This window comes from Paenibacillus sp. FW101-FHT12H11 (assembly GCF_058790355.1).
This window is the reverse complement of record NZ_JBYTCO010000009.1, coordinates 210,721-224,150: the sequence shown is the minus strand read 5'-3', so window position 1 is coordinate 224,150 and position 13,430 is coordinate 210,721. Positions and strand designations below refer to the sequence as shown.

Sequence of the window (13,430 nt, the reverse complement as noted above, 5' to 3'; positions counted from 1 at the left end):
AAAACGGGTATTCAGTATCATTTGAAGTGATTTAGTTTTCGAAATGAATTTCTAGCTGCTATCAAGATAACAGAGGAAAATAAGAGAATAGGTTGTACACCTATTCTCTCTGAACAATTATTTTAATGTAATTGAAGTATCGAGTTTAATGATTTTGTTGTTTTTTGCTTCTTCGTAGAGTTTTTCCAGAAATTTATTGTATTCTACACCAAATTGATTGAAATCTTTTGGATTGTTAATAATCTTCTTCTCTACAAGTTTATCCACCAACTTCTGTTTTCCGAGTTCTTCTTGATACTGTTTTGGAGCAAACTGGCCCCAATATGTTTGTTCATCAAGTCCAGTGGTTTCAATGACTTTCTTTTGGAAGTCTTGTACATCTTGTGGTTGTTTGCTTAGGAGTTCGCGCATTTGAATTGTGTGTTTAATTGCTTCATCAATTGTAACATTAATATTTTCTTCCTTGATTTTTTGCTTTAAAAGTTCCTCGAGAATTAACTCTTTATATAGGTCAGCTTCAGATAGTTCTTGGTTCTCGTTTTTGAGAGCTAATTCCGATTTTTTGAAAGCCTTGAATTTTTCCAAGTCTTTATTTGTGATTATTTTGTCACCTACTTGAAGAAGGTTTACATTTTTTAATTCGTTTGCATTTTTTAAATCACTTTTCAATGTTGCGAAGGTAGGCGTATTTTTATCTCCTGCAAAGGATGTAGAAACGGCAAATGTTCCAATTGCAACAACAACAGCAAATACAGAAATTATTTTTTTCATGTTTGTCTCTCCTTTACCAGTTAAAATCAACTTGAGCGGTAGTATTTAATTGGTAACCACCAGAACCTGTGTTATATACTACATTTCCAAATGATGCGGATGAGTCGGGAGTATACCATGTGCCACTACTTCCATTATTGTATCTACCAGTTTGGCTGTAGTTAGGGTTATAAATATATGACCCTACATTAGGTAAGCTTTGGGTTGTTCCCCTCAGTTTCAAAGTACCAACACTCATGTTCCCATTTGGAAAAGAAGACCAGTATTGCGATAAAGCACTTGCGATTAAATCTTGACGGTTTATTTGTACGACATTTGTGGAACTGTAATCCCAATTAAAGAGCGCTTGGGCAGTTAACGCTACTGGAGTATAAATATAACCTGAGCTGGAAATACGATAAGAATTAATAGTATCTGTGTCAGAAAAGTTTGAAACCTCCGATGCATAAATAGTATTGGAAGTTATTGAACTAGCTCCAAGAATTGTAAGAGTGAATAAAATCGCTGATATTTTCTTTTTCATTTCTCTTCCTCCTAATAAAAATAGTTATCTACGCACTAAAAATAAAACTATATCTTGCCTATAAGACATCCTTTCAGGGCGATTAAATTAATCTTTTCAAGTTAAGGAAATTGTTGCTAAAATAAAATTGTAGTCTTATCCTGTAATAGAGAAGATTACGCCAATTGAAAAGGATATTGATTTTCTCACTCCAATAAGTAATCAATATCTGTTTTTCATATAGTTAGACGAAATGGAAATAATTAGGTTTCGGTTTTGATTAAAATTGGTAATATATTACTATATTTTAGGTATCTAGAACTATAAGTTTACTTTTGGGAATAATGATTGCTCAGCGTTGAATAAATATAACTGGAGGTGTGAGATGATGGTAAAAACTTTTTACTTGTTGTTCTTGTTAATTTTTGTGATGAGTGGATGCAATGGCACCCAGCATTTTAGTAAACTTGAGAAATCCAGCGCGATAGAAATCAAAACAATGAAAAATGGTGAAGAAGTTAAGACTAAAATTGAAGATGAGAATCAAGTAAAGGCAATAAAGAAAATATTACAAGAAGCAGTAGAAACTGAAACTCCAGAGCGTGCAAAAGGGATAAAGGCAGAAGTAGCTGAAAACACCAGTTTGATTAACTTTATTGAGGATAATGCAATATTTTTCTATATAGGTGAGGGATATTTGTTTGCAAGTGAAAACAATAAGTATTATAAAGTTTCAAATCGAATTGAAGAATACTTAAAATGATAGTCATTTGTTTAAATGAATAAGCTTATGATAATCTAAAAGCTCAACAAAAAAAGCCCGTAGGTGGGCTTTTTTTGATGTCCAAACAATATATCTAATACTGTTCCAAATTAGCCGCGAGACGTACGCTTAACAAAGTTGCACTCATCAAACGGGAGGGGCAATCCATTATGCTAACTTCATTTTTCACGAAGATCTACATGGCAATGTCCGGATTCAAAAATAACGTACTGCAATTATCTGGAAATCCTGATATGCTAGAGGATGAAGCAGTCGCCGGGACAAGGGTTGAAATAGATGAGTTCCCCGATTTATTGCACGATATTTCGTCCATTTTCGAAAAAGGGTTAAGCGAGCAGGATATCAAAATTGCTCAACATACGATTGAAGCATTAAGCATCGACGGAACGACGAAGTTTCACTATATTGTGCGTTTGAATGCTGAAGTCTTGGGGATGACCATGATTGCTGTTCGCGATCGGCCGACGAGTGCGGTTCTGTGTTTTGTAACAGAGGAGAAGGTTGCTTATCACATTCAGGGGGTCATCTCCGTCTTTCATTTACCTGAAAATCAAGTTCTGCAGTAGCTGTGTACGATACCTATTGAAAGGCGATGATTAGATTGACTTATCCAATCCGGGTAAGAGCGTGTGCGCTTATTATCGAAAATGATGCGGTTCTGCTTATACAATTTGAGGATAAAAACGGGATTCATTACAATCTTCCGGCTGGTGGCGTGGAGGCTGGGGAGTCCGTCATAGAAGCAGTGAAGCGAGAGGCTTTGGAAGAAGCTGCTGTGGATGTAGAAGTAGGGCCGCTTGCTTTCGTTTCCGAACATGTTCCGCATTTAATTACAACGTATGAAAGCAATTCGCCGCACTGCTTAAGTTTGATGTTTGATTGCCAGATCAGAGAAGGTTCCAGGCCGTCTCTACCAGCGAATCCCGATGAGAACCAAACGGGTGTCAGATGGGTTTCATTTTCTGAGCTGGACAGCATAGTGCTCTATCCGAATATTAAGCAGATGATTAAGGATTACGCGAAGGATCGGAAGAGAAATATTGAACTGATAGAAGAGTACAAACTTGCGATAAATTGATACTGATCAAAAGCCGCCGATGCATACCCATGCTCGGTTTTTTTAATTGCGAATAATATTTGACAATCTATGTTTCTAGTGGAAATAATGCAATCATTTTAATCTTATTATCATGTGAAAATAGAAATCCGTATGATAAGCTTTACTGGTCATGCATTCTATAATTGACAGATCGTTGAGGAGGGATAATTTGTTAAAAAATCTACAAAGAGCAGGCATTATGCTCATTTGTTTCTTGCTCGTTTTTGGAACGATGCTGGGGCAAAAGACAATGGCAGCAACTCAGCAGCCAGGCGACCAGCACAGCGTAATTCCGAACGAGCCTATAACAGGCGCCGCTTTTGGAAGTAATGTGTATGTGGCGGTGGGCTACTACGGCAAGATTTTGAAGTCAACCGATGGGTTCGATTGGCAAATAGCCGCGGATAGATCACTCCTGGATGTGACCTATACCAGCGTTGCTTACGGCGGTAATCAATTCGTTGCTGTCGGGGATCAAGGGACGGTCATGACGTCTCCGGACGGAACAGAATGGACGCAACGCGATTCTACGATATCGAGCAGAATTGATAGAGTTGCTTATGTGCAAAACGGGATCAACAAGTTTTTCGCGGTTACGACGGGTGGCAAGGTGATTACCTCATCTGACGGCAAAACTTGGTCGTCGATGACGATCGGGACGAGCAATAATTTGACTTCCATAGCGGTCAGCAACACAGCGATCGTTATTGGTGATTCTGGCGGTTATGTACATACGTCTACAGATGGAAGTACTTGGACTAAGCATACGAAGCTTTCGGGTTCATTTTTTATTAATTCTGTGCTGAGTCTTAACAATCGCTTCTATGCCAATGACGCTTTGGGATCAAGTTATACCTCCCTTGATGGGACTACCTGGTCTGGTCCATTCAGAGCAGCAGGCAACACATCGAGCCAAATATTTGGAGGCTTATATGACAATGTAAATTCCAAATATTACTTATTTGGCTATGACGGGACATCTTATGGCGGTATTTTTAAGTCGACGGATGCAACTGGTACTACTTTTCAACAACAACCTAAAGGCTCCACGATGACATCTCAAAATGCCTTCTACGCGAATGGCGTGTTTATGCAGCTTGGCAATGATGGCATTGTTGTTTCCACCGATGGCGCGAATTGGCAATATCCTTATGGCGGGTCATTTGCCAATGTGATCTATGATGGAACTCGCTATCTTGCCGTTGGGCGAAATGGAAATGATGGCTTCATTAAAGGGTCAACAGACGGCATTAATTGGTCCAAGGTTAATTTGAACTTGGTTCCTGCGATGACTTCCATTATTTATTTTAATGGCAAGTATGTTGCTGTCGGCAATTCGGGAACGGTTGTTACATCAAGCGATGGCACGAGTTGGACGGTAAATCCCACGGCGATTTCGGATTACAAACTTACTTCGGTTGCCTATGGGAATAGTGTGCTGATTGCAGTTGACGAGATTGGTACGATCTATAAGTCAACGAATAATGGAGTGACTTGGTTACCACCCGTTAGAGAAGATACGGATAATTATAACGCCCTGCAGTTCGTTTCCTATACGAATGGGAAATTCTATGCCGTTGGAGATTATGACACTTATCTAGAGTCGACAGATAGTGGGGATAGTTGGCATGTAGTTGCCTCTACTGCGGTTCCGTCCGCTGCTTTCTTCAACATCAATATGATGCAGCAAGCGGACATTCCGGTGACTTTGACGAATACACTCAAGAGCATCACTGTCAGCAACAGAGGCACGACACTGAACCAAGGTACTGATTTTACGGTGTCAGGTAGTGTTGTAACGCTGAAAAAAGAGTTTTTGACTCAACTGGCTGAAGGATGGCAGACGTTTACTTTTCATTCGAGTAATGGAGCATCGCAGACGTTTGCAGTAAAAGTAACAAACACATCCGCTGCTTTAGGTCAGGCGACAACCGTGAAACTGTCAAAAGACGGAATCGCCACTTGGAATGCAGTAGCAGGCGCAGTAGGCTATGAAGTGCAGCTATACCGCAATGATTCGGTGTGGGGCAGCGTAGTTTTGACGAGTGCCAGTACGCTAAGTGCAGATTTCCTGAGTGCTATGCGTTCAGCAGGCCCGGGCAAGTATACGTTTAAAGTAAAGGCAAAAGGAAATACGGTTAACTACAAAGACGGGCAGCAGACGGATGCTTCGAATCCTATAGTGATCTATAAAGCTCCAACTGAGGATGGAACGGCCAACAAGGTGGGAACTGCGCAAAATGCGAATTTCGACATCAATGTGAATAATGCTGTAAATGGAGCGGTTGTGACAGCGCAAGTGGCAGGTGCAGACGTTTTACGGACAGGAACAAATGTAACCGTGGTTGCAAACGGTAAAGCAGCGCTGCCCATTGACATCAAGAAGCTAACAGAAGGCATTAACAATATTGTGATTGCTTTTACCGTTGGAACGGACAATTTCTCCGAAGAATTAACGGTTACACTCACGAAAGACATGATTGCACCTCTTACACCTACCGAAGACGGAACGGCGGATAAAGCAGGAACGACGCAGAATACGAATTTCAATATTGTCGTCAATGCCGAAACCGATGCTAAGGTGACGGCGCTAGTTGGCGCTACGAATGTGCTTCAAGCTGGGACTGATGTTAAAGCGGCTAACGGTAAAGCAACGCTGCCGATTAATCTGGCGAAGCTTACTGAAAACGCCAATCAGATCGCCGTTGTTGTAACGGACGCAGCAGGAAACGCATCCGGAACGTTGACGGTACCCGTCACGAAAGATACGATAGCGCCGAACAAACCGCTTGAAGACGGGTCAGCAGACAAAGCCAACACGACGCAGAATACCAATTTCGATATCATCGTAACCGCAGAGAATGGGGCCAAGGTGACTGCGAAAGCGGGAAGTACGAATGTGCTGCAGTCTGGTTCGGAAGTAACGGCGGCGAGTAATAAAGCCGATCTGCCGATTGATGTAACGAAGCTGGCGGAAGGACCGAACAGTATCACAATTGAAGCGAAAGATACTGTTGGTAATACCTCAACTGCCTTGACGATTGCTGTCAATAAGGATACGAGTCCACCCAATGTTCCAACGGAAGACGGAACGGCCAACAAAGCGGGAACGACGCAGAACGCGAATTTCAGCATTTTTGTAAATGCGGAAGCGGGTTCAGCAGTGACAGCGAAAGTAGGAGGCGCGAACGTCCTCCAGTCGGGAACAAGTGTAACGGCTGTTGGCGGGAAAGCGACGCTGCCTATTGATTTTACCAAGCTTGCTGAAGGGCCTAACGTGATTGAAGTTGTCGCAACAGATGCGATAGGTAATGTTTCTAATGCTTTGACCGTTGCGGTAGCGATAGATACGACTGCGCCAAGTACTCCAACAGAAGATGGGACAGCGCCGAAAGCAGGCACGACCCAGAATGCAAACTTCAGCATCATCTTGAATGCAGAATCAGGGGCAGCGGTGACAGCGAAAGTTGGCGGCACTAATGTTCTAGAATCGGGAATGAGTGTGACAGCTGTAAGCGGCAAAGCAACACTGCCCATTAATCTCTCGCAACTTACAGAAGGCCTAAACAACATTGAAATTGTTGTGACAGATGGTATGGGGGCTGCTTCCGGCACATTGACAGTACCTGTAACCAAGGACACGTCACCGCCGGCTGTACCCGTCGAAGATGGGTCAGCAGACAAGAATAATACAGCACAAACGGATAACTTCAACATCATCGTTGATACCGAAGCTGGTGCAAATGTCACGGCGATGGTCGGCAATACGAATGTCCTACAGTCTGGAACGTATGTAACAGCAGTTGGCGGCAAAGCGATCCTGCCTATTGATTTGTCGAAGCTGGCACTGGGCGACAATGATATTAAGATCGTAGCAACGGACGCGATTGGCAATTCATCAGCATCCTTAACGGTTAAGGTTACCCGTGAGCTAAGTTCAAATGCTGATTTAAGTGCTTTGGGTGTTAGCCGTGGAAGCTTGAATGAGATTTTTGCAGCTGGCACGACGAATTACACGTTAAGCTTAGCCAATAACGTTGAGACCATGACGGTTACCCCAACAACAGCGGACGCTGGCGCGAGTGTAACTGTAAAAGGCCAAACGGTAGTAAGCGGTCAGGCAAGTGCGGATATTGCGCTTCATGTTGGCGTGAATCACATTGAAATTGTTGTAACAGCTGTGAATCACACAACGAAAACCTACACGATCGATGTAACGAGAATTAGCAACAATGCATTACTTGCAAACTTGTCGGTCGATCAAGGGAAGTTAACACCGGATTTCTCGAACTCACAGCTTCATTATCAAGTGGAAGTGCTTAATACGGTTTCAGGTCTCAACATGTTTTTAGAAAAGGCTGAGCCTAGTGAAACGATGACTGTAACGGGGGCAACCTATTCCTCTGTAACAGGCAATGTTTATACTTACAGCGCTAGCAATTTGAACGTTGGTTCTAACACGATTAGCATTGTAGTAACTGCGCAGGATGGTACGACAAATAATACGTATAGCCTAACTGTTGAACGTGCGCCTATTTTAAGTGAGAATGCGGATTTGAGCAGCTTAACGCTTTCAAACGGAGCGCTGACGCCGGCATTTGCATCCGGGCAAACGAGTTACACGTCCAATGTAGCAAATGCGGTATCCAGTCTTACGGTAACAGGCACTTTGGCTGATAGCCATTCGACGATGACTATTAACGGGACAGAAGTCTTAAATGGTCAAGCTAGTGGAATTATCAATTTAACTGTCGGGGCAAACACGATTACGATTATCGTAACAGCGCAGGACGGGACATCGAAGATTTATACAATTAACGTAAATCGCGCTTCCCAAGATAATGATAGTAGTAGTGATGATGATGGAAGTCCATCACCAGCTACCCCTACTTCTGTCACTGCAACAAACGGTCAATTAACGCTTCAAGTAGGCCAATCAGGAGTAGTTAGTTTAGGTGATTCCATTACCATTTCTATTCCTGCCGGAGCGATTATGAAAGAACTGAAATTATCGATTGAAAAATTAGTAAACACTCAAAATCTAATTACGGGTAAAGAGATTCTTGTGAGCCCTATTTTTGAGATTTTGAAAAACTTCTCGGAGAACTTCAGTAAACCGGTCACATTGAGCTTCGCTTTTAACCCATCGGCTGTTCAAAAAGATCAAAGACCAACTGTCTTCTATTATGACGAAGTACAGAAGCAGTGGGTGGAAGTCGCTGGGGGCACTGTGAATGGGGATCGAATTACTGTAGCGGTGAATCATTTTACGAAATTTGCGGTATTCGCTGTCGGACCAACCGAACCAACCAAGGAGCCTGCGGGCACCCCAGCTTTCCGGGATATTACAGGACATTGGGCAGAAGTTAGCATTCAAAATGCGGTTAACGGAGGCATCGTCAGCGGTTATCCGGATGGCACGTTTAAACCGAATGGGGCAGTAACTCGTGCTGAATTCGCGGTAATGCTCATGAATGCGTTGAAACTGCAAGGCGAGGGAGCGCAACTAACCTTCACAGACAATACCAAAATCGGAGCATGGGCAGAGCAAGCTATCGGAAAAGCGCTCAAAGCAGGCATCATTCACGGCTATGAAGATGGCAGCTTCCGCCCGGATGCCCTAATCACACGTGCCGAAATGGCCGTCATTATCGCAAATGCGATGGGGGCATCCACGACTGCAGGCGCAGCTACGGGCTTCTCGGATGACGAGACGATCCCGGCATGGGCCAAAGGCAGCGTTGCTTTCGTGAAGCAAGCGGGTATTGTGCAAGGCAGAGACAAAAATACGTTTGCTCCGCAAGCTAACGCAACAAGAGCCGAGTCAGTTGTGGTTTTGTTAAAAGCGTTGGAAAAAAAGAACAAATAGCATGAACTTAAAAGAGGCTGTCCCTGGTCATTCACGACTTTGGGGACAGCCTTTTTGTTATGCAGTAGTAGATCCCAGATTCTCAGCCGTCGTCCGCCCAATCCACAGCTCCCCCTGAATGCGAATATGCTCACACGGCAGCGTGGGATTCGCGATACGCCAAAGCATGCGATCGGCTGCCCGGTAGCCGGTTTCGCGAACGGACAGCAGCGGCCGGGTGAACTCCGGCAAGGAAGCGGGCTGCTCATTGAGCATGCCGATGAGGGAGATGTCCTCGGGGATGCGCAGCCCCAGCTCGGTGCAGAGCTGATACACAGCCGGAACCTCGCCGTCGACGCCGCAAATCAAGGCGGTAGGCGCGCTGCGAAGCAGCTTGGCGCGCAGGTCATCCAGCCAATGCGGATTCGTACTCCGCGCATCGATGGAATGCTGGCGGGGATCGATCGCCGCCTCAAATTCATTCATGGCATGCTGGAAGGCCTGCCAGCGCAGAATGAACCCACGTTGTTGATGCGTATCGCCAACATACATGATCCGGACATGCCCGATGGACCGCAGGTAGGCAACGGCTTGGAAAGTCGCTTCATAGATGTCCCAGATGACGCTGTCTACTTTGGTGCCGAGCGGTGGATAGCTCAGCAGAATTTTGGGGATCGGCAGCTTCAGAAGCTCATCCTCCCAAGATTTGGGCGTCAGGCTGGGCGCAATGAAGATGCCATCGGTGTAGGCAATGCCATGCTCCTCCAGCCAGTCGGACATCTCGCTGCTTCGAATGGAAGTCGGCAGCATACAAACTTCGATGTGGTGGCCGAAGGAGGCGAACCGATCCTGCAAGCCGCCGATCAAACGCGCATGATAGTTCAAGGATGCCTCTGTTTGCACAAGCAGGAATCTCATTTTTTCCACAGGGTAAGGTGAGATGTGCTCGGCGCGCAGGCTGCGAATTTGATCCTTGGTAAAATACCCTCGCTGCTCCATCGTTTCGAGGATTAGCTGGCGGGTCGTCTCGGACATGCCGGGTTTGCCTTTTAATGCTTTGGAGACGGTTTGTACGGTGACTCCGAGCTCTTTGGCGATTGTTTTCTGTGTTACGTCTTTGCGTATTGGCACGTGATTCCACCTCACAGTTGGCATGCTGTATCTTGATTTCTATCGTACCATGATCGTTTTTTTGATTAAACTAAAATTAAACTAGTTTCACTTTCCGGTCGGACTATAATGAAGGTATCAGATCCTATGGAGGTAGAACAAATGGCTAAACAAACGGCTCAAACCATTACAATTTCGTCTGAACTTCCAATTTCCTATACACCGGACGTCGTCGTTGTCGGAGGCGGAGCATCGGGTGTTGCCGCAGCCATGGCAGCGGCACGCAACGGCGCAGACACACTGCTGATCGAGCAGCGGGGATATTTGGGCGGCATGGGTACGGCAGCATTGGTACCTGCATTTTGCCCATACTCGGATGGCGAAAAGCCGATCATACGCGGAATTGGTCTGGATCTTCTGAACGAGATGAAGCAGGCAGCAGGGGATGCGTTTCACGAGCGTTATAAGGAGCAGTTGGACTGGGTGCCTATCGATGTTGAAACGCTGAAGCGTGTGTATGATCAGCAGGTTTTGGAAAGCGGTGCCAAAATCTTGTTCCACACCGTTGCTGACCAAGTGCTGCTGGAAGGAGACCGTATCAGCGGACTCGTAATCAGCAACAAATCGGGACGTTCGGTCGTTCAAGCTAAGCTGTACATTGATGCGAGCGGGGACGCGGATTTGGCGGCGTTAGCCGGTGTACCGTTCCAGACGGGCGGGGACAATGGCGAGCTGCAGCCGGGAACGATGTGTTATCTCGTAACGGGAGCGGATAAAGCGCGTTTCGATCAGTTCTGTCAGGAGTCGGGGCAATCCAAGCAGCTCGACAAAACCATCGTGGAAGCGCAGCAAAACGGAGATCTCCCGGAAGGCCGCAAGCGCGTATCCGGAATCGCATGGATTACCGATTCGATTGCGGGCTTTAATTTTGGGCATATTTTCGGCATCGATGGTACGAGCGCGGAAGATTTGACGCATGCGGCTATTGAAGGGCGCAAACTGATCGATGTACAAATTAAATTCCTGCGCAAGTATGTGCCAGGGTTCGAAAATATTCATCTCGTGCACTCCGGCGATCAAATCGGGATTAGGGAAACACGCCGCATAGCTGGGGACTACACGCTTGTCGTGGATGATTTCATCTCTATGCGGACGTTTGAGGATGATATTGCGCGTAATGCGTACTTTATCGATATTCACCTTGCCAATGCCAGCAGTACCATGGTTATCAAACATTTGCCAAAAGGTAAATCACACGGTGTTCCATACCGATGCATGCTGCCACAGGGCAAATCCAACCTTATCGTTGCAGGACGTTCTGTTTCGTCGGACCGTCCCGTACAAGGCTCGCTGCGCGTAATGCCGAACTGCTTTGCCATGGGGCAAGCCGCCGGTACGGCTGCGGCCATGGCGAGCGTGACAGGCGCCGGTTTCCGTGAGGTGAACATTCCGGAGCTTCAGCGCAGGTTGGTAGAGCAGGGGGCTTGGCTTGGCGAAAATCCTGGAAAAGTAGAAGCTGTTACGGTGGCCTCCGGTCACATTGAATACGACGAGGAAAGTAATTAAATCGAAGAGAAGATCGTCCCAGACCTGCCTTTGGCAGCGGGGGCGATTTTTTTTGATCACAGTCTATTTCGAAGACGGCAGCTAGCAAGTATACTAGAATCACTGGGTAAGGGAGGCGCATACAACATGTTTCGACTCGTAATTGTAGATGATGAACCTACGGTGAGGCACGGATTAATGTCTTATTTTGATTGGGAGAAATATGGCATTGAAGTTGTTGGCGAAGCGGATGATGGAGACGTAGGTCTGGAAGTGATTGAGAGCCTCAAGCCGGATATTGTTTTGACGGATGTTCGTATGCCGCAGATGGATGGGATTCGTCTTTCCCATGCGATTAAAGCGCGTTTTCCGCTGATGAAAATTGTGTTCGTAAGCGGGCATGACGATGCGGATTATTTGAAATCGGCGCTTAAGGTCAATGCGGTGGACTATATTTTTAAACCTGTCGATAGGCTGGAACTGGCCGCAGTTGTCGAACGGGTCGTCAATGAACTCAAGGAAGCGGAGCAAGAACGTACTTATATCGTTGATATGCAGGCAAAACTGACCCAAAGCATGCCTTTGCTGCGTGAAAAGTTTCTGATGTCATTAATTCGGGACGGTATCCCGCATTCGGGCAGGATCAAAGATCGGCTTGATTTTCTTGGGCTCGTGCTGCCTAGCGATGCGGTTTATTGGACGATTGTTGTGAAAATCGATGATAGCGATCAAGTTGTCGCGACACGCTCCGAGAGGGATCAGCAGCTGTTGGCTTATTCGATTTTAAATATTATTCAGGAAATTATCGGGAAATATATGCAGGGATATGTGTTCGAAAATCGCAATGGCGAATATGTCGGCATTCTGAGGATGGGCGAGGAGGATACCCAGGAGGAGATGCTTCTTGGTATGGCGGAAGACATTCGGGATAGCTTACTGAAGTGGCTGAAAATAAGCGTCACAATTGGCGTAGGCGAGCGAATTTCCGAGTTGGCTGCATTGCCGCAATCGTATAATCGGGCGCAGGAAGCTGCGGATCATCGCTGGTATTTGGGGAAAAGTCGCATTATTTCCATCGACCATTTGGAACATGATAATGAAAGCGTGTACCGTTTTGATGCTGCGCAGGGTGAGCGTATCATATCGGTGGTCAAATCATCCGATAAAACGGCGCTGCATGCCGAATTGGACGATGTATTTATCCCGCTTTCTCAGAACCGCAGGTTAGGCTTCTCAAATGCACGAAACGTGAGCTTGCAATTAATTTTGCTGACAAGCCGGCTTTTGCAAGAGCTGAATATGCTCGGACCCGACATGGAGAAGAAGGAAAGAGACTTGTGGGAAAGCATTTTTAAACAGGAGCGCATGGCGGATTTACGTCAAATTGTGGAGGAGCACCTTCTGCAGGTCTGTGAAAGCATTGAGGAGAAGCGCAAAGGGAAGCCGAAAAACGTCATTGAACGCATCCACGCCTTAATCGAGCAGCGCTATGCGGAGAATTTGCAGATTGGGGATATTGCCAAAGAGGTCTATTTGTCATCTACGTATATGTGTTTGCTGTTTAAGCAGGAGACGGGCGAGACAATTAATGAGTTTTTGACCAAGGTAAGAATTGAGAAAGCGAAGGAGCTGCTAAGCGATCCCCGTAATAAATTTTATGAGGTTTGTTTTATGGTAGGTTACTCCGACCCCAGCTACTTCAGTAAGTTGTTCAAAAAATATGTCGGACTTACCCCGAGCGCATATCGTGACCAGATGATATAAAGAAGGT

General features: G+C 45.5%; 9 protein-coding genes. 6 read left to right on the top strand and 3 right to left on the bottom strand.

Features of this window, described 5'->3' with window-relative positions:
* Positions 1-117: 117 nt before the first annotated feature.
* Both AC3WTJ_RS27065 and AC3WTJ_RS27060 read right to left on the bottom strand, forming a co-directional pair.
* Positions 118-771: a hypothetical protein gene (locus tag AC3WTJ_RS27065; RefSeq protein WP_492524458.1), complete on the bottom strand. Its 654-nt coding sequence runs from the start codon at positions 769-771 to the stop codon at positions 118-120.
* A 13-nt stretch (positions 772-784) separates the two neighbouring features.
* On the bottom strand, positions 785-1,294 hold the full coding sequence (locus tag AC3WTJ_RS27060; RefSeq protein WP_492524457.1) for a hypothetical protein: 510 nt from the start codon (positions 1,292-1,294) through the stop codon (positions 785-787).
* A 364-nt stretch (positions 1,295-1,658) separates the two neighbouring features.
* Between AC3WTJ_RS27060 and AC3WTJ_RS27055 the strand changes: the two genes are divergently transcribed.
* The 4 genes from AC3WTJ_RS27055 to AC3WTJ_RS27040 all read left to right on the top strand — a co-directional run bounded on the left by AC3WTJ_RS27055 (position 1,659) and on the right by AC3WTJ_RS27040 (position 9,025).
* Positions 1,659-2,036: a hypothetical protein gene (locus tag AC3WTJ_RS27055; protein ID WP_492524456.1), complete on the top strand. Its 378-nt coding sequence runs from the start codon at positions 1,659-1,661 to the stop codon at positions 2,034-2,036.
* Between the two features lie 170 nt (positions 2,037-2,206).
* The gene (locus AC3WTJ_RS27050) at positions 2,207-2,623 is read left to right on the top strand and encodes a hypothetical protein (protein WP_492524455.1); all 417 of its coding nucleotides are present in this window, start codon (positions 2,207-2,209) and stop codon (positions 2,621-2,623) included.
* A gap of 35 nt (positions 2,624-2,658) precedes the next feature.
* The gene (locus tag AC3WTJ_RS27045; protein ID WP_492524454.1) at positions 2,659-3,135 is read left to right on the top strand and encodes an NUDIX domain-containing protein; all 477 of its coding nucleotides are present in this window, start codon (positions 2,659-2,661) and stop codon (positions 3,133-3,135) included.
* A gap of 190 nt (positions 3,136-3,325) precedes the next feature.
* Positions 3,326-9,025 carry a cadherin-like beta sandwich domain-containing protein gene (locus AC3WTJ_RS27040; RefSeq protein ID WP_492524453.1) on the top strand — a complete coding sequence of 1,900 codons (5,700 nt, stop codon included), beginning with the start codon at positions 3,326-3,328 and terminating at the stop codon, positions 9,023-9,025.
* Positions 9,026-9,082: 57 nt separating this feature from the next.
* Here AC3WTJ_RS27040 and AC3WTJ_RS27035 read toward each other — a convergent pair whose 3' ends face one another.
* Complete coding sequence (locus tag AC3WTJ_RS27035) at positions 9,083-10,159, bottom strand: LacI family DNA-binding transcriptional regulator (protein WP_492524452.1); 1,077 nt, start codon at positions 10,157-10,159, stop codon at positions 9,083-9,085.
* A gap of 117 nt (positions 10,160-10,276) precedes the next feature.
* Between AC3WTJ_RS27035 and AC3WTJ_RS27030 the strand changes: the two genes are divergently transcribed.
* Together AC3WTJ_RS27030 and AC3WTJ_RS27025 are read left to right on the top strand one after the other, a co-directional pair.
* A complete protein-coding gene (locus AC3WTJ_RS27030; protein WP_492524451.1) occupies positions 10,277-11,680 on the top strand; it encodes an FAD-dependent oxidoreductase in 1,404 nt (467 codons plus the stop codon).
* Between the two features lie 126 nt (positions 11,681-11,806).
* A complete protein-coding gene (locus AC3WTJ_RS27025) occupies positions 11,807-13,423 on the top strand; it encodes a response regulator (RefSeq protein WP_492524450.1) in 1,617 nt (538 codons plus the stop codon).
* Positions 13,424-13,430: the final 7 nt, after the last annotated feature.

What these genes read in the sequence shown, in the direction of transcription:
- AC3WTJ_RS27060 (WP_492524457.1), bottom strand. Translation starts at nt 1,294, where the DNA reads ATGAAAAAGAAAATATCAGCGATTTTATTCACTCTTACAATTCTTGGA.
- AC3WTJ_RS27030 (WP_492524451.1), top strand. Translation starts at nt 10,277, where the DNA reads ATGGCTAAACAAACGGCTCAAACCATTACAATTTCGTCTGAACTTCCA.
- AC3WTJ_RS27035 (WP_492524452.1), bottom strand. Translation starts at nt 10,159, where the DNA reads ATGCCAACTGTGAGGTGGAATCACGTGCCAATACGCAAAGACGTAACA.
- AC3WTJ_RS27025 (WP_492524450.1), top strand. Translation starts at nt 11,807, where the DNA reads ATGTTTCGACTCGTAATTGTAGATGATGAACCTACGGTGAGGCACGGA.
- AC3WTJ_RS27050 (WP_492524455.1), top strand. Translation starts at nt 2,207, where the DNA reads ATGCTAACTTCATTTTTCACGAAGATCTACATGGCAATGTCCGGATTC.
- AC3WTJ_RS27055 (WP_492524456.1), top strand. Translation starts at nt 1,659, where the DNA reads ATGATGGTAAAAACTTTTTACTTGTTGTTCTTGTTAATTTTTGTGATG.
- AC3WTJ_RS27065 (WP_492524458.1), bottom strand. Translation starts at nt 771, where the DNA reads ATGAAAAAAATAATTTCTGTATTTGCTGTTGTTGTTGCAATTGGAACA.